22 protein-coding genes are annotated in these 22,563 nt (G+C 67.3%); 19 read left to right on the top strand and 3 right to left on the bottom strand.

The annotated features are described in order from the left end of the window. Positions 1 to 147: a hypothetical protein gene (locus KVT32_RS06760; RefSeq protein WP_217617872.1), complete on the top strand. Its 147-nt coding sequence runs from the start codon at positions 1 to 3 to the stop codon at positions 145 to 147. A 24-nt stretch (positions 148 to 171) separates the two neighbouring features. Here the strand turns inward: KVT32_RS06760 and pdeR are convergent, their stop codons facing one another. Then, a complete protein-coding gene (gene pdeR / locus KVT32_RS06755; protein WP_175156748.1) occupies positions 172 to 2,169 on the bottom strand; it encodes a cyclic di-GMP phosphodiesterase in 1,998 nt (665 codons plus the stop codon). A 289-nt stretch (positions 2,170 to 2,458) separates the two neighbouring features. Next, on the bottom strand, positions 2,459 to 3,454 hold the full coding sequence (locus tag KVT32_RS06750) for a tripartite tricarboxylate transporter substrate binding protein (RefSeq protein WP_056316251.1): 996 nt from the start codon (positions 3,452 to 3,454) through the stop codon (positions 2,459 to 2,461). Positions 3,455 to 3,676: 222 nt separating this feature from the next. On the opposite strand from KVT32_RS06750, the gene KVT32_RS06745 reads away from it, so the two are divergent. From KVT32_RS06745 to KVT32_RS06725, 5 genes are all read left to right on the top strand, one after another. Beyond that, positions 3,677 to 5,452, top strand: a complete 1,776-nt coding sequence (locus tag KVT32_RS06745; RefSeq protein ID WP_217617871.1) for an IlvD/Edd family dehydratase — start codon at positions 3,677 to 3,679, stop codon at positions 5,450 to 5,452. Between the two features lie 16 nt (positions 5,453 to 5,468). Beyond that, complete coding sequence (locus KVT32_RS06740; protein ID WP_179688837.1) at positions 5,469 to 6,185, top strand: GntR family transcriptional regulator; 717 nt, start codon at positions 5,469 to 5,471, stop codon at positions 6,183 to 6,185. A 158-nt stretch (positions 6,186 to 6,343) separates the two neighbouring features. Further along, positions 6,344 to 6,865 (top strand): sigma-70 family RNA polymerase sigma factor, encoded by a 522-nt coding sequence (locus KVT32_RS06735; protein WP_152384048.1) that lies wholly within the window; start codon positions 6,344 to 6,346, stop codon positions 6,863 to 6,865. 8 nt (positions 6,866 to 6,873) lie between these two features. Then, a complete protein-coding gene (locus tag KVT32_RS06730; RefSeq protein ID WP_217617870.1) occupies positions 6,874 to 7,926 on the top strand; it encodes a FecR family protein in 1,053 nt (350 codons plus the stop codon). Between the two features lie 70 nt (positions 7,927 to 7,996). Next, positions 7,997 to 10,432 (top strand): TonB-dependent receptor, encoded by a 2,436-nt coding sequence (locus KVT32_RS06725; protein WP_217617869.1) that lies wholly within the window; start codon positions 7,997 to 7,999, stop codon positions 10,430 to 10,432. Between the two features lie 87 nt (positions 10,433 to 10,519). Here the strand turns inward: KVT32_RS06725 and KVT32_RS06720 are convergent, their stop codons facing one another. Next, positions 10,520 to 11,428: a LysR family transcriptional regulator gene (locus KVT32_RS06720; protein ID WP_062840807.1), complete on the bottom strand. Its 909-nt coding sequence runs from the start codon at positions 11,426 to 11,428 to the stop codon at positions 10,520 to 10,522. Between the two features lie 123 nt (positions 11,429 to 11,551). On the opposite strand from KVT32_RS06720, the gene KVT32_RS06715 reads away from it, so the two are divergent. The 13 genes from KVT32_RS06715 to KVT32_RS06655 all read left to right on the top strand — a co-directional run bounded on the left by KVT32_RS06715 (position 11,552) and on the right by KVT32_RS06655 (position 22,563). Continuing rightward, entirely contained in the window at positions 11,552 to 12,514 is a 963-nt protein-coding gene (locus KVT32_RS06715) for a 3-hydroxyacyl-CoA dehydrogenase family protein (protein ID WP_217617868.1), read from the top strand. Then, positions 12,511 to 13,371, top strand: a complete 861-nt coding sequence (locus KVT32_RS06710) for a 3-keto-5-aminohexanoate cleavage protein (protein WP_217617867.1) — start codon at positions 12,511 to 12,513, stop codon at positions 13,369 to 13,371. Before KVT32_RS06715 ends, KVT32_RS06710 begins: the two co-directional genes overlap by 4 nt. Before the next feature lie 267 nt (positions 13,372 to 13,638). Then, on the top strand, positions 13,639 to 13,797 hold the full coding sequence (napE, locus tag KVT32_RS06705; RefSeq protein WP_056316205.1) for a periplasmic nitrate reductase, NapE protein: 159 nt from the start codon (positions 13,639 to 13,641) through the stop codon (positions 13,795 to 13,797). Beyond that, entirely contained in the window at positions 13,797 to 14,138 is a 342-nt protein-coding gene (locus KVT32_RS06700) for a chaperone NapD (RefSeq protein ID WP_180100150.1), read from the top strand. Before napE ends, KVT32_RS06700 begins: the two co-directional genes overlap by 1 nt. Further along, on the top strand, positions 14,122 to 16,617 hold the full coding sequence (gene napA, locus KVT32_RS06695; protein WP_152384044.1) for a periplasmic nitrate reductase subunit alpha: 2,496 nt from the start codon (positions 14,122 to 14,124) through the stop codon (positions 16,615 to 16,617). Before KVT32_RS06700 ends, napA begins: the two co-directional genes overlap by 17 nt. Before the next feature lie 16 nt (positions 16,618 to 16,633). After that, entirely contained in the window at positions 16,634 to 17,110 is a 477-nt protein-coding gene (locus tag KVT32_RS06690; protein ID WP_152384043.1) for a nitrate reductase cytochrome c-type subunit, read from the top strand. A gap of 16 nt (positions 17,111 to 17,126) precedes the next feature. Then, positions 17,127 to 17,765, top strand: coding sequence for a cytochrome c3 family protein (locus KVT32_RS06685; RefSeq protein WP_152384042.1), 639 nt, complete (start codon positions 17,127 to 17,129; stop codon positions 17,763 to 17,765). Further along, a complete protein-coding gene (gene ccmA / locus KVT32_RS06680) occupies positions 17,752 to 18,435 on the top strand; it encodes a heme ABC exporter ATP-binding protein CcmA (RefSeq protein ID WP_217617866.1) in 684 nt (227 codons plus the stop codon). Before KVT32_RS06685 ends, ccmA begins: the two co-directional genes overlap by 14 nt. After that, on the top strand, positions 18,401 to 19,066 hold the full coding sequence (gene ccmB / locus KVT32_RS06675; RefSeq protein WP_063954707.1) for a heme exporter protein CcmB: 666 nt from the start codon (positions 18,401 to 18,403) through the stop codon (positions 19,064 to 19,066). Before ccmA ends, ccmB begins: the two co-directional genes overlap by 35 nt. A gap of 8 nt (positions 19,067 to 19,074) precedes the next feature. Continuing rightward, on the top strand, positions 19,075 to 19,911 hold the full coding sequence (ccmC, locus tag KVT32_RS06670) for a heme ABC transporter permease CcmC (RefSeq protein ID WP_254636783.1): 837 nt from the start codon (positions 19,075 to 19,077) through the stop codon (positions 19,909 to 19,911). Then, entirely contained in the window at positions 19,908 to 20,057 is a 150-nt protein-coding gene (ccmD, locus tag KVT32_RS06665) for a heme exporter protein CcmD (protein WP_056316183.1), read from the top strand. Before ccmC ends, ccmD begins: the two co-directional genes overlap by 4 nt. Beyond that, the gene (gene ccmE, locus KVT32_RS06660) at positions 20,054 to 20,545 is read left to right on the top strand and encodes a cytochrome c maturation protein CcmE (protein ID WP_175156742.1); all 492 of its coding nucleotides are present in this window, start codon (positions 20,054 to 20,056) and stop codon (positions 20,543 to 20,545) included. Before ccmD ends, ccmE begins: the two co-directional genes overlap by 4 nt. Then, on the top strand, positions 20,542 to 22,563 hold the full coding sequence (locus KVT32_RS06655; RefSeq protein WP_217617865.1) for a heme lyase CcmF/NrfE family subunit: 2,022 nt from the start codon (positions 20,542 to 20,544) through the stop codon (positions 22,561 to 22,563). The genes ccmE and KVT32_RS06655 overlap by 4 nt, the downstream gene beginning before the upstream one ends.

Below are 22,563 nucleotides of genomic sequence, written 5' to 3'. Positions count from 1 at the left end.
TTGCTTCACTTGAACGAGGCGCCTTCGGCTCGGCATGATGATTGCGCCACGAATGCGGCCAGGACCTACCTGGAACGGCTGGCGATGGCGCAGAACCGCCGCCCGGCAGGCAGCTCGGAGTCCACCGAAGTGGCCACCATGCACTGATCCGGCGGCGCGCCGCCGGTTGCGTCACGCAATGAGATGCAGCCGGCGGCGTTGCGCCAGCCAGGCGGTGAACTCTTGCGCCGGCATGGGCTTGGCGTACAGATAGCCCTGCTTGGCGTCCACGCCCAGGGTGTCCAGGAAGACCGTTTCTTCCTGGGTTTCCACGCCCTCGGCGATGACCTTGAGCTCCAGCGTGCGCGCCACCGCGACGATGGCGCGCGCCAGCGCCTGCGACACCGGATTCTCGTTCACGCCGCGCACGAAGCTGGCGTCGAGCTTGATCGCGTCCAGCGGAATGCGCGCCAGCTGCGACAGCGACGAATAGCCCGTGCCGAAGTCGTCCAGGTGCACGCGCGCACCAAGTTGCCGGAACTGCTTGATGAGTTCGATGGCCGCGTCCTCATCGTCGATCAGGCAGCTTTCCGTCAGTTCGATATCGAGAAGGCAGGGATTGAGGCTGGCGTCGTTGATGGCCCGCATGAATTCGCTGACCACGCCCTTGTCGTCCAGCTGGCGGGCCGACATGTTGATGGCGATGCGCAGGTTCAGGCCGTCGCGCTTCCAGGCCGCCGCCTGCCGCGCGGCTTCGCGCATCACCCAGACACCCAGCGGCGAGATGAGGCCCGACTCCTCGGCATACGGAATGAAGGTGTCGGGTCCGACCATGCCGCGCTCCGGAGAGCGCCAGCGCACCAGCGCTTCCACGCCGTCCACCTCGCCGGTGCGTCCCACCAGCTTGGGCTGGTAGTACAGCATCAGATGATTCTCGGCCAACGCCTTGCGCAGATTGGTGTCCAGCCACACGTAGTCCGCGTTGCGGCGGTCCATGTCGGGCTGGAACACCCGGTACGTATGGCGGCCCGCTTCCTTGGCCACATACATGGCGATGTCGGCGCTGCGCACCACGCTGTCCAGGTCGGCCCCGTGGTCGGGATACATGGCGATGCCGATGGAGCAACTGGTGTAGACCTCGATGAGGCCCTGGCGGAAGGGCTCGCGCAGCCGGTCGATGATGCGCTGCGCGGTCGCCTCCAGCTGCCAGGCCTGCGCTTCTTCCTGCAGCACGATGAATTCGTCGCCACCCAGGCGGGCCAGCGTCTGTCCATCGGAAAGGCAGTTCGAGATGGCGACGGCCACGGCTTTCAACAGCCGGTCGCCGAAGCCGTGGCCGTAGTGGTCGTTGATGCGCTTGAAGTTATCCAGGTCCAGGAACAGCACCCCGCCCCGCCCCTCCCGGCCAGCGTCCAACGCGGCCTTCAACCGCGACGTGATCGCGTGCCGGTTGGGCAGGTTGGTCAGCATGTCGGTGTTGGCAAGCACCCGCAGGCGTTCCTGCGCCTGACGCTCTTCCGTGATGTCCGTGCCCGAACAAATCAGGTAGACGCGCTTTTCGCCGCTGCCGCTGGTGACGAACTTGTTGCGGAACAGAAAGAGGCGCGGCCCCTTGACGGTGTTGATCGTGCGCTCGACCTCATACGACTGTCCGCGCTTGTAGAACTCGGCAATATTGCGGCGCGAGGCGATGGCTTCTTCGCGCGTCATGAACATCTCGAAGACGCTGCGGCCCACGATGTCCTGTTCGCGCTTGCCGGTGTATTCCTCGCTGAGCTTGTTAAAGCGCTGCACGCGGCCGTTCTGGTCGACGATGACGATGACTGAATTGGCTTCCGACACCACCGTTTCCGCGAACGACAGGCCTTCTACGAGGTCCTTGGCGACGGATTCGGTATCGGTGTGGGCCGATGCGGTGCCGGCCCATTCGTTCGGGTTGATCTTACGGCCGACCAGGTGCAGGTGCAGCAGATCGCCATACAGCATGATGTCGATGCGCACGCTGGACGTGATGCCAGTCAGGCTGCGCACGGCCTCGGCCTGATCCGGGCGCAAGGCCATGGCGATATTGGTCGCGCCCTTGACTGCGGCGAGTTCAATCGCATCGCTATCGGCGGACAACCGCCAATATGGGCTTTGCGTACCGAAATGCGTGTGCAGGATCGACTTTTCGTCCTGGTTCTCAGTCATTGGTATCCCCCCGCCGTCCTAAGGCCCGCGAAACACATTACGGGCTACTGAATTTGGGGTCAACCATCTTTGCGGCGGTGCAAACCTGTTTATTGCGGTTTATTGCACAGCCGTTCCCGCAGCTTTGCAATTGTCTGAAATACAGGTGCTTTCCCCGCGCAGCCGGCGTGCGACGGGAATCGATTATTTCGCTTCCTTTCAATACCCGCAAAAACGACAACGCCGGAAACCCTTGGCGGATTTCCGGCGTGTGGCGGAGATGGCGCGCAAGGCGCCCGCGGCAATGGGCTTATTCGCCCTTCACGCCCGCCTCATCGATGACCTTGGTCCAGCGCGCCACTTCGGCCGACACACGCTTGCCGGCGTCGGCAGGCGTGGTCCACGTGGCGATCGCGCCCTGGTTCAGCAGCGACGCCTTCACTTCGGGCTTGGCCAGGATCTTCTTGAGCTCGGCATTCAGGCGTTCGATGACCGGCGCCGGCGTGTTGGCGGGCGCCACGATGCCAAACATCGAGCTGACCTCGAAGTCCTTCAGGCCGGCCTCGGCGGCGGTGGGCACGTCGGGCAGCGCATCGACGCGCTGCGGCGAGGTCACCGCCAGGGCGCGCAGCTTGCCCGCCTTGATGTTGGCCTGCGCCGCGGGCACCGTCTCGATCATGCTCAGCACCTGTCCGCCCATCAGGTCGGTCATGGCCGGGCCGCTGCCCTTGTAAGGCACGTGCAGGATGTCGGCGCCCGCCGCGCGCTTGAACATTTCGCCGGCCAGATGCTGGGGCGAGCCGTTGCCGGCCGAGGCCATGGTCAGGTAGCCGGGCTTGGACTTGGCCAGCGCGATGAATTCGGGCAGCGTCTTGGCCTGCACCGACGGGTTGACCACGAACACCAGCGGCACGGTGCCGACGATGGACACCGGCGCGAAGCTCTTTTCCACGTCGTAGGTGACGCGCCCGCGGTACAGCGCGGCATTGATCGAGTGGCTGGTCAGCGCACCCATCAGCAGCGTGTAGCCGTCGGGCTGGGCCTTGGCGACCTGGTCCGCGCCGATGTTGCCGGCAGCGCCCGCGCGGTTTTCCACCACCACGGTCTGGCCCAGCGCGCCCGTCAATTCCTGCGCAAGCACGCGGCCGATCACGTCGGTGGCGCCCCCGGGCGGGTAAGGCACGATCATGCGGATGGGCTTGTCCGGATAGGCGTCGGCGGCAAGCGCCGGGGCGGAAACGCCGGCGCAAAGGGCCAGCAGGGAAAACAGCACGGCGCGGCGCGGCCGCAGACGCAGGTCTGACATAGGGTCTCTCCAAGCCGGGATGGGTATAGGAATGAACGGACGCCCGGTTCGTCAACCGCGCCAGTGTAGGGGTCCATGCTTGATTGAAGAATCGCCATTTTTCTATCGACTGATCTTCATTTCAGATCAATAGAACGCATCTGCACAAACCGCTTGCGGGCGTTGCAAGGGGCTGGATATGATGACGCCGCAGGATTATCAATAATATTATCGGGACTGAAAATGACGGACGAGACCAAGGGCGGCAAGCCCGGCAAGGGCCCCTTTGACAGCGACAGCGCCACCGCGCAAGGCGTCGCCCGCGGGCTGACCAATTACGGCGACAAGGGTTTTTCGCTGTTCCTGCGCAAGGCCTTCATCAAGGGCGCCGGCCTGTCGGACGATGCCCTGGCGCGTCCCATCATCGGTATCGTCAACACCGGCAGCAGCTACAACCCCTGCCACGGCAACGCCCCGCAGCTCATCGAGGCCGTCAAGCGCGGCGTCATGCTGGCCGGCGGCCTGCCGATGGACTTTCCCACCATCTCGGTGCACGAAAGCTTCTCGCAGCCCACCAGCATGTACCTGCGCAACCTCATGTCCATGGACACCGAGGAAATGATCCGCGCGCAGCCGATGGACGCCGTCGTGCTGATCGGCGGCTGCGACAAGACCGTGCCGGCGCAACTGATGGGCGCCGCCTCGGCAGGCGTACCCGCCATCCAGCTCGTCACCGGGTCGATGCTGACCGGCTCGCACCGCGGCGAGCGCGTGGGCGCCTGCACCGACTGCCGCCGCTACTGGGGCCGCTACCGCGCCGAGGAAATCGACGCCGTCGAGATCGCCGACGTGAACAACCAGCTCGTCGCCAGCGTGGGCACCTGTTCCGTCATGGGCACTGCCAGCACGATGGCCTGCATCACCGAAGCGCTGGGCATGATGGTGACCGGCGGCGCCTCGGCCCCGGCCGTCACCGCCGACCGCGTGCGCGTGGCCGAGCACACCGGCGCCACCGCCGTCGCCATGGCGGCTTCGCGCCTGACCCCGGACCGTATCCTGACCGGCAAGTCCATCGAAAACGCGCTGCGCGTGCTGCTTGCCATCGGCGGGTCGACCAACGGCATCGTCCACCTGACCGCCATTGCCGGCCGCCTGGGCATCGACATCGACCTGGCCGGGCTGGACCGCATCAGCCGCGAGACGCCCGTGCTGGTCGACCTGAAGCCGTCGGGCCAGCACTACATGGAAGACTTCCACGACGCGGGCGGCATGCCCGCCCTGCTGCGCGAGCTACGTCCCTTCCTGCATCTGGACGTGCTCACCGTGTCCGGCCGCACGCTGGGTGAAGAACTGGACGACGCCCCCCCGCCCTTCAAGCAGGACGTCATCCGCACGGCCGCCGCGCCCATCTATCCGGTGGGCGGCCTGGCCGTGCTGCGTGGCAACCTGGCGCCCGGCGGCGCCATCATCAAGCAGTCGGCGGCCAATCCCCAACTGATGGAGCACGAAGGCCGCGCGGTGGTGTTCGAAGACGCCGAGGACATGGCGCGCCGCATCGACGACGACGCGCTGGACGTGACCGCCGACGACATCCTGGTGCTCAAGCGCATCGGCCCCACCGGCGCGCCGGGCATGCCCGAAGCCGGCTACACGCCCATCCCGAAGAAGCTGGCGCGCGCCGGCGTCAAGGACATGGTCCGGATCTCGGACGGCCGCATGAGCGGCACCGCGGCCGGCACCATCGTGCTGCACGTCACGCCGGAATCCGCCATCGGCGGTCCGCTGGCCTATGTGCAGAACGGCGACCGCATCCGCCTGTCGGTGGCCCGGCGCGAAATCGCGCTGCTGGTCGACGACGCCGAGCTGGCGCGCCGCGCCGCCGCCCAACCCATCACGCGGCCGGCCGCCGACCGCGGCTACCGCAAGCTCTTCCTGCAGTCCGTGACGCAGGCCGACCAGGGCGTCGACTTCGACTTCCTGCGCGCCGGCGTCACGCACGACACGGTGCCCAAGAAGTAAACCTGCCCTCATCGCCATGAACGCCATCACGCCCGCCGCCTTGCAGGAACCCGCCCCCGACGCCGTACAGGCGGCGGTGGCCGCGCTGGAGGAAGACATCGTCTTCGGCCGGCTGCATCCGCGCGAACGCCTGACCGAGGACGAGCTGATGGCGCGCTTTGGCATGAAGCGGCACGCGGTGCGCCAGGTGCTGGTCGACCTGGAGCTTCTGGGCGTGGTCGAGAAAAAGCGCAACATCGGCGCGGTGGTGCGCGCGTTCTCGGTGCGCGAGGTCATGGAGCTGTACGCCTTGCGCGAGGTGCTGGAAGTGCACGCCGCCCGCCAGATGCCGCTGCCCGTGCCCGAGGCGCGGCTGGCCGCGCTGGTGGCCGTGCAGCGCGAGCACGACGCGGCGGTGGCGGCGGGCGACGCGCGCCGCGTGTTCCGCAGCAACCAGCACTTTCACCGTGAATTCGTCGGCCTGCTGGACAACGCCGTGCTGGGGCAGGCCATCGAGGAGTACGCGCGCCGCACCCACCCGATCCGCTTCGGCTCGCTGGTGACAGCCGGCCACAGGGAACGGGCGCGGCAGGAGCACTGGACGATGATCCAGGCACTGCGGGACGGCAATCGCGACGCGCTGATGGCCGTGTGCCGCGACCACCTGATCCCGTCGCGCGATGCCTATCTGGCGTCCCAACAGGCGTATGCGCAGACGCAGGGCGCGTACCCAGTCGCTGGCGCGCCGCGCTGACGCCTGCCGGCAACGCCCAGCCGCCCGCGCCCGGCAACAATTTGACAAGCCCTGCCTGGAATCGGTAATAATAACAATTACTATTTCCCGTAATTCGCATGAGCAGTTGTCCCGCCTCCGACTGCGAGGCGCCGGCGGCTTGATCAAAAGGTTGGATCTTGAGTACGCCGGGATGCGCCTTCCCCTCCTCCATCGAAACGCTTTATAGCGATCACCACTCCTGGCTGAGAGGATGGTTGCGCCGCCGCCTGGGCAACGCCGATCAGGCTGAAGACCTGGCGCACGACACCTTCATCCGCCTGCTTAGCAGCGACCGGATTCCGGCCACGCTCACCGAGCCGCGCGCGTTTCTGACCACCGTCGCCCAGCACCTGGTGTCCAACCACTGGCGCCGCGAGAAACTGGAGCGCGCCTATCTGGAAGCGCTGGCCCAGGCGCCTCAGGCGGTGCACTGGTCGCCCGAGGACCGGGCCATCGTGCTGGAAACCCTGCTGGAGCTGGACCGTCTGCTGGATGGGCTGCCCGCCATCGTTCGGCAGGCATTCCTGCTGTCGCAGCTGGACGGGCACACGCATGCCCAGGTGGCCGAGGCGCTGGGCATCTCGGTCCCCACGGTCAAGCGCTATCTCGTCAAGGCGTTGCAGCGCTGCTGCTTCGCCGATCTGTCTTTTAGCGGATGAGCCGCCGCATGTCCGCCTCGCCGTGGTACGCCGCCACCCGCGACGCGGCTGCCGTGTCGCCCGCCGTCGCGCAACGCGCGCTGGAATGGCTGGTGCAATTGCAAGACGACCCCGTTGCCCCCGAAACGGTGCGGGCATGGACCTCCTGGCGCGCCGCGCACCCCGACCACGAACGCGCGTGGCTGCGCATCGAATCCGTGCAAGGCCGACTGCAGCCGCTGGCTGCCCCGGGAAGCTCGGCCATCGCGCAGGCTGCGCTGGCGGCCCCCGCCTGCGCCAAGCGCCGGCGCGCATTGAAGGCCGTGAGCGTCCTGGGTCTCACCAGCGGCGCGGCCTGGGGCGTCGGGCAGAGCGCCCCGTGGCGCACTTGGACGTCAGACCATCGCACCGCCATCGGCGAACACCGCAGCCTGACGCTGCCGGACGGAACCCGTGTGGTGCTGAACACCGACAGCGCCATCGACGTGCGCTACAGCGCGGGTTTGCGGCGCGTGGCGCTCATCACGGGCGAAATCCTGATCACCACCGCCCAAGAGACAGGCGTACCCCACCGGCCCTTTCTTGTCGAGACCGCGCACGGCACCGCGCGCGCGCTGGGCACCGAATACGCCGTGCGGCTGCTGGACACCTCGACCGAGGTCAGCGTGTTCGAAGGCGCGGTCCAGATCCGCCCGCGCGACGACGCCGCGCACGGACTGACGCTGCAGGCGGGACTGCGCGCCCATTACTCGTCACGTGGCGTCGCGCAGCCGGACGCCGCCGAGACCAACCAGATCGCCTGGAAGGACGGCTTCATCGTGGCGCGCGGCATGCGCCTGGCCGATTTCATTGCCGAACTCGGCCGCTATAGCCGCGATACGCTGAGTTGCGATCCCGCCGTGGCGGACCGGCTGCTGTCCGGTTCCTTTCCCGTCAACAACGTGGACAAGGTGCTGGCCGCACTCAGCGCCACGCTGGACATCCGCGTGGAAACCGAGACGCGGCTCTGGCGCGGCCGCCGTCTGCACCTCATCGCCGGCCCCGACACGGCGCGTCAGTCACCGCTGTTACAAAAAAGCTGATCCGTTTTTCGATCCCAAGGGTCAAGGAGGGTGAGCACACAGCAACCTCACCTCTCTGAAAGGCCAGTTCATGAATCACGTCCGGGCGCCCAAGCGCCAGTCCTCCCGTATCCTGCGCCGCGCAGCCACGGCGCGCCTGGCGGGCCGCATCGCCACCGCCACGCTGCTTGCGACGCCCGCACTGGCCGTCCCCACTGCCGCCCACGCGCAGGCCGCCGCCACGCGCAGCTACGACATTCCCGCGGGGACGCTTGAGGACGCGCTGGGCCGCTTCGGGCGTGAAGCCGGCATCGTGCTGTCGTTCCGGCCCGACGTGACGGCTGGCCTGCAAAGCAACGGACTGCGTGGCGCCTACGGCGTGCGCGGCGGGCTGGACGCCCTGCTGGCCGGCACCGGCATCCGCGTGCTGCCGCAGTCCAATGGCAGCTATGTGCTGGACCGCCCGGCCGGCGCGGGCATCGCCACAACGCAACTGCCCGCCGTGACGGTGACGGCCTCAGCCGCCGATCCCACCCTGCCCGCGCCCTTCGCGGGCGGCCAGGTGGCGCGCGGCGGCGGCCTGGGCGTGTTGGGCACGGGCGACGTCATGGACGTGCCGTTCAGCACCACCAACTACACCGCGCAGATGATCGAGAACCAGCAGGCCCGCACGCTGGCCGACATCGTCATCAGCGAGTCCTCGGTGCGCACCACCACGTCCAGCGGCGGCTTCTCCGACGAATTCCAGATCCGCGGCTTTTCCGTCGCGGCAGGCGACGTGGGCCTGAACGGCCTGTACGGCCTGGCGTCCGCCAGCCGCATGCCCGCGGCCATGATGGAGCGCGTCGAAGTCCTGAAGGGCCCCGGCACGCTGATGAACGGCATCGGCCCCAGCGGCAGCATCGGCGGCGGCATCAACATCGTCACCAAACGCGCGGGCGACGAACCCCTGACCCGCCTGACCACCACCTACCAGAGCAAATCGCAACTGGGCGGCCAGCTCGACATGGGCCGGCGCTTTGGCGAGAACAACGAATGGGGCATCCGCGTCAACGGCGTCTACAGCAACGGCGACACCAACATCGATGACGGCAAGCAGGAGCAAGGCGTGGGCGCGCTGGCGCTCGACTACCGCGGCACGAAGCTGCGCTGGTCGCTGGACGCCTACACGCAGCACGAAGACATCGACAATTTCCGTCCCCAGATCGGCTTCCAGTCGAACGTGACGTCGCTGCCGTCGCCGCCGTCCGGTCACCGCAACTTCTATCCCGGCACCAAGCTCAAGCTGAACGACTCGACCGTGGCCACCCGCCTCGAGTACGACATCAACGACCACCTGATGGTCTACGGCGCGACCGGCTACCGCTACGGCACCGCCGAGCAGACCTTCCCGTCCGGCCCCGCCGATGCGCTGGGCAATTTCACGGTGTCCAACGCCTATTACGACTCGTATTCGCGCACCTGGACGGGCGACGTCGGCCTGCGCGCCCGCTTCGACACCTGGGGCGTCGGCCACACTGTCACCCTGTCGGCCACGCGCCTGGACCAGGAGTCCGGCAACGCCTACGTCACGTCCTCGGGCCCGGGCGTGCCGTCCAGCATCTACCGCCCCGCGCCGCTGCCCCCGGTCACGGCCTACCGCGGCGCGCCGCAAAAGGCGTCCAAGACCGAGTTGACCAGCTACACGCTGACCGACACCCTGTCCTTCGCCGACGAGACCCTGCTGATCACCGGCGGCCTGCGCAACCAGCGCGTCGCGCTGGACAACTATTCCACCGCCACCGGCGCGCGCCTGAACGCCTATGACGAAAGCGCGATTTCCCCGGTCGCCGGCATCGTGTTCAAGCCGATTTCCAACGTCTCGCTGTATGGCAACTTCACCTCCGGCCTGACCCGCGGCGGCATCGCCCCCGCCACGGCCGCCAACGCCGGCCAGGTGTTTGCGCCCTACAAATCCAAGCAATACGAAGCGGGCGTGAAGGTCGACTGGGGCAAGATCATCACCAGCGCCTCGGTGTTCCAGATCACGCGCCCGAACTCGATGACCGATCCCGACACGCGGATCTACAGCTTCGACGGCGAACAGCGCAACCGCGGCCTGGAACTGTCGGCCTTCGGCGAAGCCATGCCCGGCCTGCGCATGATGGCCAGCGCCACGTTCTACGACGCCACCCTCAAGCGCACTGCGGGCGGCGTGAACGACGGCAACGAAGCCAACGGCGTGCCCAAGAACACCTTCAACCTGGGCGTGGACTGGGACACCCCCTGGGTGCGCGGCCTGAGCCTGAACGCCCGCGTGATCCACACCTCGTCGATGTACTTCAACGCGGCCAACACCCTGACCCTGCCCTCGTGGACCCGCTACGATATCGGCGCGCGCTACAACACCGAGATCCTGGGCCGCTCCGTGGTGTTCCGCGCAAATATCGAAAACCTGTTCAACAAGGACTTCTGGCTGGCCAGCGGCTCGTACGCGACGGTGGCCGCGCCGCGCACGTTCTTGTTGTCGGCGCAGATTGATTTTTGATCCGTACGCCTGCAAGGATTCGCGGCCCCCGCGCCGCGAATCCGCTGCCTGCCGCAAAGCCGGCCTCCGCAACGAGGCCGGCTTTTTTCATCGCGGCTGCGCCGCCACGTACTCCCGAAGCGTCTGCACCAGCGCCACGGCAGCCGGCGACAGACTGCGGTTGCGCGCCGTCACCAACCCAATCGAGCGCTCGGCCACCGGCGCCGTCAGGCGGCGCTGCACGATGCCGGTCTGCGCCACCGCGCCGGCGGCGATCTCTGGCAGCGCGGCCACGCCGAAGCCGCATTCCACCATGGCCACGATGGTGGTCAGGTGTTCGGCCTCGAAGGCGGGCGCAAAGCGGATGCGGTTCTGCAGGAAGGCCCATTCCGTGTATTGGCGCACGCTGCTCGGGTGGACCATGGACACATGCTCCGCACCGGCCGTGTCGGCCCAGCGCAGCGGCCCCTTTGCGCGCGCAAGCGGGTGCGCCTCGGGGATCAGCAGGATGAAGCTGTCGGACATCAGCGGCACGTAGTGCAGGTCGGCGTGCTGCGGGTCGGCGGCGGTCAGGGCAAAGTCCACTTCGCCCGCGCGCACCAGGTCGAAGGCCGGGCCGGACAGCGTGTCGCGCACCTTCAGCGCGACATGCGGGTGCGCCTGGCGATAGGTCATCAACACGCGCGGCAGCAGCCGCGCCGCCAGCGACGGCAGCGCGGCGACCGACACCTGGCCCTCTTCCGCGCTGGAAATGCCGCTCACGGCGGCGATCGCGTCGCGAAAAGCCGCCTGCAGGGTCGCGGCCTGCTGCAGAAAGACCTCGCCCGCGGCCGTCAGCCGCACGGTGCGCGTGGTGCGGTCGAACAGTCGCACGCCCAGCGCCTCCTCGATCCGCTGGATCTGCGTGGATAGCGCCGACTGCGACAGATGCAGCTGCCCGGCGGCCTGCCGGAAATTGAGCGTGCGGCCCAGCACCAGCGTGGTGTCGATGTCGCGCATCGAGAGATTGATCTGCATGGTTTGTCCCCGGGCGTTATTGATCTGATTGACCGATCATTCTATTCAAAAATTCTGATTCATCAATCAACCGCGCTTCTCTACACTCGCCTCCAGACGGGTTTCCAGAATCAGGAGAACAGCATGCAGAAGGACGCGAAGGCGCTGCCCAATCCGGGCGCGGCGCATGCGGTGGTGGTGGGCGGCGGCACGATGGGCGCGGATGTGGCCGTCGTGCTGACGCGCGCGGCGTGCCGCACGACGGTAATCGAATCGAATGCCGAGCGCGCGGCCGGCGTGCCGGCGCGGGTGGCGGAGAACCTGAAGGTCATCGGGCGCGAGGCGAACGCCACGCTGCTGGCCACCGCGCCGTCGCTGGACGACGTGGACTGGTCCACGGTGGACCTGGTCATCGAGTGCATTCCCGAGCGGCTGGACATCAAGCAGGCCCTGTTTGCGGACCTGGCGCGGCGCACGCGGCCGGACGCCATCCTGGCCAGCAACAGTTCCAGCTTTCCGATCAGCGCAATCAGCCAGGGGCTGGACACGCGTGGCCGCATGCTGGGCCTGCACTTTTTCATGCCGGCGCACCTGGTTCCGCTGGTGGAAGTGGTGCTGGGCGAGGCCAGCGACGAGGCCTGCGCCGACACGCTGATCGCGTTCATGCGGCGTTGCGGCAGCGTGCCGGTCAAGGTAAAGCAGGATCTGCCCGGATTTCTGGCCAACCGCCTGCAGCACGCCCTGTCGCGCGAAGCCTTTGACCTCATCGACCGCGGCATCGCGTCGCCCGAGGACGTGGACGCCGCCGTGCGCTTCGGCTTCGGCTTCCGGTTCCTGGCGGCGGGCCCCGTCATGCAGCGCGACCACGCCGGTATCGACGTTCACGCGGCGGCCGGCGCCACGATGTATCCCACCTTCTGCAACGCCGACCACCCGGCGCGCTGCCTGACCGAACGCGCCGCCGACGGGCGCCACGGCATGAAGGCCGGCGAAGGCTTCCATGTCTGGACGCCCGAGACCATTGCCGCCGAACGCGCGCGCTACGACAGGCTGCTGCGCGCGGGCCTGGACCTGATCGCTCCCGAACTGCCGGAGATCCAGCCATGAGCGCCCCGGCCCCCGCCCTGCCGCGCGCCGCGCTGGCCGACTCGCCCGTCATCATTACCGTCGCGCCCAACGGCGCCTACAAGAAGGCCGCCGACCACCCGGCCGTGCCGTTGACCGCGCAGGCCCTGGCCAGCGAGGCCCGGGCCTGCCTGGACGCCGGCGCCGCCATGATGCACATGCACGTGCGCAAACCCGACGGCAGCCACCTGCTGGATGCCCAGGCCTATCGCGACGCGCTTGCCGCGGTGCACAAGGCAGTCGGCGACGAACTGCTGGTGCAGGTGACCAGCGAAGCGGCGGGTGTGTACCAGGCCGCGGAACAGATCGCGATGGTGCGCGAATTGCAGCCTGAGGCCGTCTCCATCGGCCTGCGCGAAATCGCCGTGCCGGGCATTTCCGAAGCGGAACTGGCCGCCTTCCTGGCTTGGCTGGCCGAGCGCCGCATCATGACGCAGATCATCCTGTACGACGAGGCCGACGTGCGCCGCTGGCTGTCGCTGCGCGCGCGCGAGCTGGTGCCGCCCGGCGCGTGGTCGGTGCTGTTTGTGCTGGGGCGCTACAGCGCCGGGCAGACGTCGTCGGCGTACGACCTGCTGCCCTTTCTGGCCGCCTACGATCATTCGCTGCCGTGGGCCATCTGCGCCTTTGGCCCCGAGGAAAACGCCTGCGTCACGACGGCTGCCGCGTTTGGCGGCCACATGCGCGTGGGGTTTGAGAACAACCTGAAGCTGCGCGACGGGACGATCGCCCCGGACAACGCGGCATTGGTGGCGCAGGCCGCGCAAGGCGCGCAGGCATTGGGCCGGCCGCTGGCGACGGCGGCGGACGCCCGGCGCATTTACGGCGCGATCGGCTGACGCGGCGGCGGGCCGCATCGCGGTCGCCTGACGCGGCGGCGGGCGGCGCCGCGGTCGGCCCACGTGGCCGCACGCGGCTCCGCTGACATCTGCGCTGGCATCTGCACGGACTGTCTTTGCCGTCATCGCAACGTAAACAGACCGCGGTACCTTCTCGAATATTTCGCTGTGTTGCAACATTGACGCGGCGCAAACTCATCTGCTACAAACTTTCGCATCAGTACGTTTGACGCAATAACCCTACAAGTTTTTGCAGCGAGGTGGTGTGTGCAAGACGAATCCGATGGCTACACAAAAGCCCAGGAATTCCGAAGTTTCCTGTTCCTGGCGGCAGTCATGGCTCCGGTGCTGGCAGTAGTCATCGTGGCCGGGTACGGTTTTGCGGTCTGGATCTACCAGATGTTTGCAGGCCCCCCGGGAAGCTGATGCAAAGCTTCCGCCCCCCTCTTCCCAATCGTCAGCCGGCCCCCGCTTCCTGTAGCGCGCCGCCCGAGCTGCATATCGCCAGCATGGTGGTGCATGCCGCCCCTCGCCGGCTCTCGGACGTGCGTGCGGCGATCCTGGATATCGCGGGCGCGGAAATCCACGGCGCTTCCGAGACCGGCAAGCTGGTGGTCACCCTGGAAGCCTCTTCCACTGACGACATGATGGCGCAGATCTCCACGATCCAGCGCCTGGATGGCGTGCTGGCGTCCGCCCTGGTCTATCAGGCCGCCGACACGCTGGACGCGATGAATCAGGAGATTGACGATGGCCATCGCCCGTAGGGAATTCATCAAGCAATCCGCTGTTGCCGCGGCCGCCACGGTGGCGGGCATTCCCATCGTCGGCTACACGCAGAACATCGTGACCGAATCGGAAGCGGCCAAGCTGAAGTGGTCCAAGGCGCCCTGTCGATTCTGCGGGACCGGCTGCGGCGTGAACGTGGCGGTCAAGGACAACCAGGTTGTCGCCACCCACGGCGACTTCAACGCCGAGGTCAACAAAGGCCTCAATTGCGTAAAGGGCTATTTCCTTTCCAAGATCATGTACGGCAACGACCGGCTGACCACGCCGCTGTTGCGCATGAAGGATGGCAAGTACGCCAAGGACGGCGAGTTTGCGCCGGTGTCCTGGGACACCGCGTTCGATGTCATGGCCGAGCAGTTCAAGCGGGTGCTCAAGGACAAGGGTCCCGAGGCGGTGGGCATGTTCGGGTCAGGCCAATGGACCGTCTGGGAAGGCTACGCCGCACTCAAGCTGATGAAGGCGGGTTTCCGAACCAACAACCTGGACCCGAACGCGCGCCACTGCATGGCGTCCGCGGCGGTGGGCTTCATGCGCACCTTCGGGGCTGACGAGCCCATGGGCTGCTATGACGATATCGAGAACGCCGACGCCTTCGTGCTGTGGGGCTCGAACATGGCGGAGATGCACCCGATCCTGTGGACGCGTGTCACCGACCGCCGGCTGTCGGCGCCCAAGACCAAGGTGGCCGTGCTGTCCACGTTCGAGCACCGCTCGTACGAGTTGGCCGACCTGACGCTCACCTTCACGCCCCAGACCGATCTGGCGATCCTGAACTACATCGCCAACTACATCATCCAGACCAAGCGGGTGAACCGCGAATTCGTGGACAAGCATACGGTGTTCCACGAAGGCAACACCGATATCGGCTACGGGTTGCGGCCCGAACATCCGCTGCAGAAGGCGGCCAAGAATGCCAACAATGCGGGCGGCTCCAAGCCCATCACCTTCGACGAGTTCGCCAAGTTCGTCTCCAAGTACGACCTGGACTACACCGCCAAGCTGACGGGCGTGCCCAAGAAACAGCTTCAGGACCTGGCCGAGCTGTATGCGGACCCCAAGATTCGCGTCACCTCGTTCTGGACGATGGGCTTTAATCAGCACACCCGGGGCGTGTGGGCCAATAACATGGTCTACAACATCCATCTGCTGACGGGCAAGATTTCCACGCCTGGCAACAGCCCCTTCTCGTTGACGGGCCAGCCGTCCGCCTGCGGCACGGCGCGAGAGGTCGGCACGTTCTCGCACCGCCTGCCCGCCGATCTGGTGGTCACCAATCCCAAGCACCGGGCGCATGCGGAAGAAATCTGGAAGCTGCCCGCGGGCACCATCCCCGACAAGGTCGGCGCGCACGCGGTGTTGCAGAATCGGATGCTCAAGGACGGCAAGATCAACGCCTACTGGGTGATGGTCAACAACAACATGCAGGCGGGCGCCAACCTGATGAACGAGGGGTTGCCCGGTTATCGCAACCCCGAAAACTTCATCGTGGTGTCGGATGCCTACCCCACGGTCACGACCATTTCCGCCGACCTGATCCTGCCGGCCGCCATGTGGGTGGAAAAGGAAGGCGCGTACGGCAACGCCGAACGCCGCACGCAATTCTGGCACCAGCTGGTCAACGCGCCAGGCGACGCCCGCTCCGATCTCTGGCAACTGATGGAGTTTTCCAAGCGCTTCAAGGTCGAGGAAGTCTGGCCCGCCGACCTGCTGGCCAAGATGCCGGAGTACCGGGGCAAGACCTTGTTCGACGTGCTGTTTGCCAACGGCAAGGTCAACAAGTTCCCCAATACCGAACTCAGCGCGGAATACGAGAACCAGGAGGCGAAGGCCTTCGGCTTTTACGTGCAAAAAGGTCTGTTTGAGGAGTACGCCGAATTCGGCCGGGGCCACGGCCACGATCTCGCGCCGTTCGACACTTACCACGAGGTCCGCGGCCTGCGCTGGCCGGTGGTCAACGGCAAGGAGACGCTGTGGCGCTACCGCGAAGGCAGCGACCCCTACGTGAAGGCGGGCGCGGGCTTCGAGTTCTATGGTCATCCGGACGGACGCGCCATCATCTACGCCCTGCCCTACGAGCCGCCTCCGGAGATGCCGGACGAGGAATATCCGTTCTGGCTGTCCACCGGACGCGTGCTTGAACACTGGCACTCGGGGTCGATGACAAGACGCGTACCCGAGCTGTACAAGGCATTTCCCAACGCGGTGTGCTTCATGCACCCGGACGACGCGCAGGCCATGGGACTGCGGCGCGGCGTGGAAGTCGAGGTCGTCTCGCGGCGCGGACGGATGCGCACGCGGGTGGAAACCCGCGGCCGCGACAAGCCGCCGCGCGGGCTGGTCTTCGTGCCGTGGTTCGATGCAGGGCAGCTCATCAACAAGGTCACGCTGGACGCCACCGATCCGATCTCGTTCCAGACCGATTTCAAGAAATGCGCCGTGAAGATCGTCAAGGTCTGAGCCCCGGGAGACAGCCATGAAGAATCGCGTCACCGCCATCGCGCTCTGTGTCCTGCTCGGGTCAGCGGCCTGGGCCGCCCCCCCTTTCGAGGTGGTGGACCCGATGCGCGGCCCCACACCGGTCGCCGACGAGACGGATCCGCCGCTCATCAGTCCCATCGAGAACAAGGACATCAAGCGGATGCGCACGTATTCGATGCAGCCGCCCACCATTCCGCACAAGATCGACGGCTACCAGATCGACAAGAATTTCAACCGCTGCCTGACGTGCCACGCACGCGTGAACACCGAAGAGACGCAGGCCCCGCCGCTAAGCGTCACGCACTACATGGACCGCGACAGCAACGTGCTGGCGGAGGTGTCGCCGCGGCGTTATTTCTGCGTGCAATGCCATGTGCCCCAGGCTGAAGCCAAGCCGCTCGTGGCCAATGACTACCAGGACATCGACGTAATTCTCAAGCGCCTGACCGCCCCGGCGTCCGACAAGAAGTAAGGGACAGGAGTCCGTCATGGTCAAGCTCATCAAGCGTTACTGGAACATCATCCGCCGGCCCAGCGTGCACTTCAGCCTGGGCTTTCTGACCGTGGGCGGATTCATCGGCGGCATCCTGTTCTGGGGCGCGTTCAACACCGCCATGGAGCTGACGAACACCGAGAAGTTCTGCACCGGCTGCCATGAAATGCGCGACAACGTGTACGCGGAACTGAAAGGCACGATCCACTTCACCAACCGCTCGGGCGTGCGGGCGCTGTGCTCGGACTGCCACGTGCCGCACAACTGGACCGACAAGATCGCCCGCAAGATGCAGGCGTCCAAGGAAGTCTGGGGCAAGATCTTCGGCACCATCGACACGCGCGAGAAGTTCGTGGACAAGCGGCTGGAGCTGGCGCAGCACGAGTGGGCGCGTTTCAAGGCCAACGATTCGCTGGAATGCCGCAACTGCCACAACTACGAGTACATGGATTTCACCCGCCAGAGCGTGCGCGCGCAGAACATGCACTCGACCTACCTGGCCGACAAGTCCAAGACCTGCATCGACTGCCACAAGGGTATCGCCCACACGCTGCCGCACATACCGCCTGGCCAGACCTCTGAAGCGACGCCGCCGGCCAGGGCGTCCAAAGAGGTCGCCAATGCGGCCCGCTGACGCGCCGCTGCCGATGCTGAGCGCGCGCGGCCTGGTCAGCCGGCGCGGCGCGCCCGAAGGGTCCGCGCCGCTGGATTTCGACTTGTATGCCGGTCAGCTTCTGCATGTGCAGGGCGCCAACGGCAGCGGCAAGACCAGTCTGCTGCGGATGCTGGCGGGCCTATTGCGGCCGCTGGACGGCGCCATCACCGGCCGGGACGGCGATATCCGCCGCGATCCGGCGGCGCACTTTGCGCGCACGGCCTACCTGGGACACGGCAATGGCCTGTCGGGCGACCTGACCGCGCTGGAAAACCTGCGCTGCGCGCTGCACGTGGCCGGCACGCCGCATGGCGACGGCGCGATCGCCGCCTGCCTGCAGACGTGGCGGCTGGGCGGCTGCCTGCACACGCCGGCTGCCCGCCTGTCGCAAGGCCAGGGCCGCCGGCTGGCGCTGGCCGGCGTGGTGCTGGGCGCCAAGCCGCTGTGGCTGCTGGACGAACCCGACGCCGGCCTGGACGCGGCCAGCCTGGACCAGTTGGGCGCGGCGCTTGCCGCCCATCTGGCGGCGGGCGGCGCGGCCGTCGTCGCCTCGCATCGCGGCCCGGCAACCCCTGCCAAACACACCCAAACCCTGAACATGGATGACTACGCGGATGCTGGCAACGTTGTCTCAGTTGGCGCTGCGTGAAGTCCGGCTGGCCTGGCGTCGACCGGCCGACACGCTGGGCGCGACGCTGTTCTTCATCGTCACGGGGTCGCTGTTCCCGCTGGCGGTGGGGCCCGATCCCGTGCTGCTCCTGGCCATCGGGCCCGGCGTGCTGTGGGTCTGCGCGCTTTTGGGCATCCTGCTCAGCCTCAATCGCCCGTTTGCGCAGGACTACGACAACGGCGCGCTGGAGCAGCTGCTGGTGTCGCCGCATCCGCTGCCCATGCTGGTGGGCGTGAAGCTGGGCGCGCATTGGTTCAGCACCTGCGTGCCGCTGATTCTTGCCAGCCCGGTGCTGGCGTTGCAATTCGGCCTGCCGCCGCACGCCATCGGCATCCTGGTGCTGTCCCTGCTGCTGGGCACGCCGACGCTGGCGCTGGTGGGTGGCCTGGGCGCGGCGCTGACGCTGGGACTGCGCGGCGGCGCGCTGCTGCCGCTCCTGGTGCTGCCGCTGTATGTGCCGGTGCTGATCTTTGGCGCGGGCGCCGTGTCGGCCACGCACGCCGGGCTGGGCGCGGGGCCGCAGCTGTCGCTGCTGGGCGCGGGCCTTTGCCTGGCTATCCTGCTCTGCCCCTGGGGCGCATCGGCGGCGCTGCGCGTGGCGCTGGACTGAGGTTATCCATGCACAATCCCTCCACCTTCGACGCTCCCCGCCCCGCCGCCGCGCGGTCTAGCTGGCTGCGCTATGCGTCACCCGCGCTGTTCTATCCGCTGGCCGGGCGGATGATTCCGTTCTTCGCGGCGGGCGCCGCCCTGCTTGCCGCGGCCGGCCTGTACACGGGCCTCGTGGTGGCGCCCATCGACAGCCAGCAGGGCGAGGTCTACCGCATTCTCTTCATCCACGTGGCCGCGGCCTGGATGTCGATGTTCCTGTATCTGGTGATGGCGGGGTATGCGGCGCTGGGCCTCATCTTCAATACGCGTCTGTCGTTCATGATGATGCGCGCGCTGGCGCCCACGGGCGCGCTCTTTACCTTCCTGACGCTGTGGACCGGCGCGCTGTGGGGCAAGCCGACCTGGGGCACGTGGTGGGTCTGGGACGCCCGGCTCACGTCCGAGCTGATCCTGCTGTTCCTGTACCTGGGCTTCATGGCCCTGCAGGCCGCCACCGACGACACGCAGCGCGCGGACCGCGGCGGCGCCATCCTGCTGCTGGCGGGCGTGGTGAACGTGCCGATCATCTATTTCTCGGTGCAATGGTGGAGCACGCTGCACCAGGGCGCCTCGATCAACCTGACGTCGGCCCCCAGCATGGCGCGCGTCATGGTGACCGCCATGCTGCTGATGGTGGCGGCCTTCTGGCTGTACAGCGCGGCGGTCGCGCTGGCGCGGGTGCGCGGGATCATTGCAGAGCGCGAGCCGGGCGCCGTGCTATCGGGTGCCGTGCTGGCTGCCGGTTCGCCGGACGGCGCAGTGTCTTCCGGCGAGCGCCGCGGCACGCGTTCGGAGGCGCCATGAACTGGGATACGTTTTTTTCGCTGCAGGGCCACGGGCCCTATCTGATGGGCGCCTATGGCGTCACGATCGCGCTGATGGCGTGGGAAGTGCTGGCGCTGTGGCGGCGCGCACGCCGCGCGCGCCGCCCCGGGGGGCCGCGCCGATGACCCCACGCAAACGCCGCGCGCTCGCCATCGTGGGCGGCCTTGGCCTGTTGGGCCTGGCCACCGCGCTGGTGCTCAACGCGCTGCAATCGAACCTGGTGTTCTTCTTCAGCCCGACGCAGGTGGTGGCGCACGAGGCGCCCGCCAGCGGCAGCTTCCGCGTGGGCGGTCTGGTAGAACAAGGCTCGCTGCGCCGCGACGCCGACGGCCTGACGTTGCGATTTGCGGTGACGGACACCGCCCACGCCGTGCCTGTCACTTACCAGGGCCTCCTGCCCGACCTGTTCCGCGAGGGCAAGGGCGTGGTCGTGGCCGGCAAGATGGGCGCAGATGGCGTGTTCCGCGCGACCGAGGTGCTGGCCAAGCACGACGAAAACTACATGCCGCCCGAAGCCGCCGACGCGATCAAGAAGGCGGAGCAGCGCGCGCAGGGTGCGGCTGGCGTACCGGCATCGGGCTACGCCCCGGCCCTTCAGGCGGAGGCGCGATGATCCCCGAAATCGGTCTTTTCTGCCTGATCCTCGCGTTGCTGGTCGCGGTGGCGCAAGGCACCCTGCCGCTCATCGGCGCGGCCACCGGCTGGCAGGCCGGGTTGCGTGTGGCCCGGCCCGCCGCCATCGGCCAGTTCGGCCTGACGACGCTGGCCTTCGCCTGCCTGGCGTGGTCGTTCGTGAACAACGATTTTTCGGTGCTGTATGTGGCTGCGAATTCCCACGCCGACCTGCCGGCCGGCTACCGCTTCGCGGCGGTGTGGGGCGGACACGAAGGGTCGCTGCTGCTGTGGCTGTATCTGCTGACCGCGTGGACGCTGGCGGTGGCGCTATGCAGCAAGCGGCTGCCCTTGCCCTTCGTCGGCCGCGTGCTGGCGGTGATGGGCTGGATCAGCGTGGGTTTCCTGCTGTTCATGCTGTTCCTGTCCAATCCGTTCGAGCGCCTGATCCCGCCCGCCATGGCGGGCCGCGACCTGAACCCGCTGCTGCAGGATCCCGGCATGATCGTGCACCCGCCCATGCTGTACATGGGCTACGTGGGCTTCTCGGTGGCGTTCGCCTTTGCGATTGCGGCGCTTCTGTCGGGCGAGCTGGACGCGATGTGGGCGCGCTGGGTGCGGCCGTGGACGCTGGCCGCGTGGACGTTCCTGACCATCGGCATCCTGCTGGGCAGCGCGTGGGCCTACTACGTGCTCGGCTGGGGCGGCTGGTGGTTCTGGGATCCGGTCGAGAACGCGTCGTTCATGCCTTGGCTGGCGGGCACCGCACTCATCCATTCGCTGATCGTGACCGAGCGGCGCGGCGCGTTCCGAAGCTGGACCGTGCTGCTGGCCATCTGCACGTTTTCGCTCAGCATCCTGGGCACGTTCCTGGTCCGTTCGGGTGTGCTGACGTCGGTCCACGCGTTTGCGGTGGACCCGGGCCGGGGCCTGTACATCCTCGCGTTCATGACGCTGATCGTGGGCGGCTCGCTTGCCTTGTATGCCTGGCGCGCGCCCACCGTCGGGCTGGGCGGCGGCTTTTCGCTGCTGTCGCGTGAATCGCTGCTGCTGTCCAACAACGTGGTGCTGACGGTCGCGGCGGGCTCGGTGCTGCTGGGCACGCTGTACCCTGTCGTGCTGGACGTGATGGAGTGGGGCAAGATCTCCATCGGGCCGCCCTACTTCGAAGCCGTGTTCGTGCCGCTGATGACACCCGCGATCTTCCTGATGGGGGTCGGACCCGTCGCGCGCTGGAAACAGGCCGAGGTGCCCGAGCTGGGCAAACGCCTGCGCGTGGCCTTCGTGGTCAGCGTGCTGACGGCGGTGCTGGTGCCGCTGGCAATGCCCGGGCCGTCACGCTTCGGTTCGCCGATGATCGTGCTGGGCCTGTGGCTTGCCGCCTGGTCCGTCGCCAGCGCCGCGGCACACGCGCGCCAGCGCCTGATGGATGGCGACGGCGAGGTGCTGCGGCGGCTTACGCGCCAGCCGCGCGCCTGGTACGGGATGCTGCTGGCGCACGTGGGCGTGGGCATCTTCATCGCGGGCGTCACGCTTGCCAACGGCTACGAGGACAAGCGCGAACTGCGCGTGGACGTGGGCGCCACGCAGGAAGCCGGCGGCTACCAGTTCACGTTTGCCGGCATCGGCCCGGCCACCGGCCCCAACTACACCGCGCAACGCGCGGTATTCCACGTCGTGCGGGACGGCAAGCCGGTGGTGACGCTGTATCCCGAAAAGCGCCATTACACCGTGCAGGACATGGCGCTCAGCCAGGCCGACATCGACAGCGGCTTTACCCGCGACCTCTTCGTGGCGCTGGGCGAACCGGTGGCCGGCAACGCCTGGACCGTGCGCATCCAGGTCAAGCCCTTCATGACCTGGATCTGGACCGGCTGCATCCTGATGGCGCTGGGCGGCCTGCTGGCGGCGGGCGACGGCCGCTACCGGCATGCGCAGCAAGCGCAGAACAAGGCAGAGGCACAGCGGGCAGCGCCGGCCGGCCTGCCCGAGACCGCCCGCGCGGCGCGGGAGAGCTGA

The organism is Achromobacter sp. GbtcB20 (assembly GCF_019091095.1).
Classification (GTDB): domain Bacteria; phylum Pseudomonadota; class Gammaproteobacteria; order Burkholderiales; family Burkholderiaceae_B; genus Achromobacter; species Achromobacter mucicolens.
Note: the sequence above shows the minus strand (reverse complement) of the source record. Positions and strands in the feature narration are given on the sequence as shown.

What these genes read in the sequence shown, in the direction of transcription:
- pdeR (WP_175156748.1), bottom strand. Translation starts at nt 2,169, where the DNA reads ATGACTGAGAACCAGGACGAAAAGTCGATCCTGCACACGCATTTCGGT.
- KVT32_RS06740 (WP_179688837.1), top strand. Translation starts at nt 5,469, where the DNA reads ATGAACGCCATCACGCCCGCCGCCTTGCAGGAACCCGCCCCCGACGCC.
- KVT32_RS06690 (WP_152384043.1), top strand. Translation starts at nt 16,634, where the DNA reads ATGAAGAATCGCGTCACCGCCATCGCGCTCTGTGTCCTGCTCGGGTCA.
- KVT32_RS06720 (WP_062840807.1), bottom strand. Translation starts at nt 11,428, where the DNA reads ATGCAGATCAATCTCTCGATGCGCGACATCGACACCACGCTGGTGCTG.
- KVT32_RS06730 (WP_217617870.1), top strand. Translation starts at nt 6,874, where the DNA reads ATGTCCGCCTCGCCGTGGTACGCCGCCACCCGCGACGCGGCTGCCGTG.
- KVT32_RS06750 (WP_056316251.1), bottom strand. Translation starts at nt 3,454, where the DNA reads ATGTCAGACCTGCGTCTGCGGCCGCGCCGCGCCGTGCTGTTTTCCCTG.
- KVT32_RS06685 (WP_152384042.1), top strand. Translation starts at nt 17,127, where the DNA reads ATGGTCAAGCTCATCAAGCGTTACTGGAACATCATCCGCCGGCCCAGC.
- KVT32_RS06715 (WP_217617868.1), top strand. Translation starts at nt 11,552, where the DNA reads ATGCAGAAGGACGCGAAGGCGCTGCCCAATCCGGGCGCGGCGCATGCG.
- KVT32_RS06655 (WP_217617865.1), top strand. Translation starts at nt 20,542, where the DNA reads ATGATCCCCGAAATCGGTCTTTTCTGCCTGATCCTCGCGTTGCTGGTC.
- ccmA (WP_217617866.1), top strand. Translation starts at nt 17,752, where the DNA reads ATGCGGCCCGCTGACGCGCCGCTGCCGATGCTGAGCGCGCGCGGCCTG.
- KVT32_RS06745 (WP_217617871.1), top strand. Translation starts at nt 3,677, where the DNA reads ATGACGGACGAGACCAAGGGCGGCAAGCCCGGCAAGGGCCCCTTTGAC.
- ccmC (WP_254636783.1), top strand. Translation starts at nt 19,075, where the DNA reads ATGCACAATCCCTCCACCTTCGACGCTCCCCGCCCCGCCGCCGCGCGG.
- ccmB (WP_063954707.1), top strand. Translation starts at nt 18,401, where the DNA reads ATGCTGGCAACGTTGTCTCAGTTGGCGCTGCGTGAAGTCCGGCTGGCC.
- KVT32_RS06725 (WP_217617869.1), top strand. Translation starts at nt 7,997, where the DNA reads ATGAATCACGTCCGGGCGCCCAAGCGCCAGTCCTCCCGTATCCTGCGC.
- napA (WP_152384044.1), top strand. Translation starts at nt 14,122, where the DNA reads ATGGCCATCGCCCGTAGGGAATTCATCAAGCAATCCGCTGTTGCCGCG.
- KVT32_RS06700 (WP_180100150.1), top strand. Translation starts at nt 13,797, where the DNA reads ATGCAAAGCTTCCGCCCCCCTCTTCCCAATCGTCAGCCGGCCCCCGCT.
- ccmE (WP_175156742.1), top strand. Translation starts at nt 20,054, where the DNA reads ATGACCCCACGCAAACGCCGCGCGCTCGCCATCGTGGGCGGCCTTGGC.
- KVT32_RS06710 (WP_217617867.1), top strand. Translation starts at nt 12,511, where the DNA reads ATGAGCGCCCCGGCCCCCGCCCTGCCGCGCGCCGCGCTGGCCGACTCG.
- ccmD (WP_056316183.1), top strand. Translation starts at nt 19,908, where the DNA reads ATGAACTGGGATACGTTTTTTTCGCTGCAGGGCCACGGGCCCTATCTG.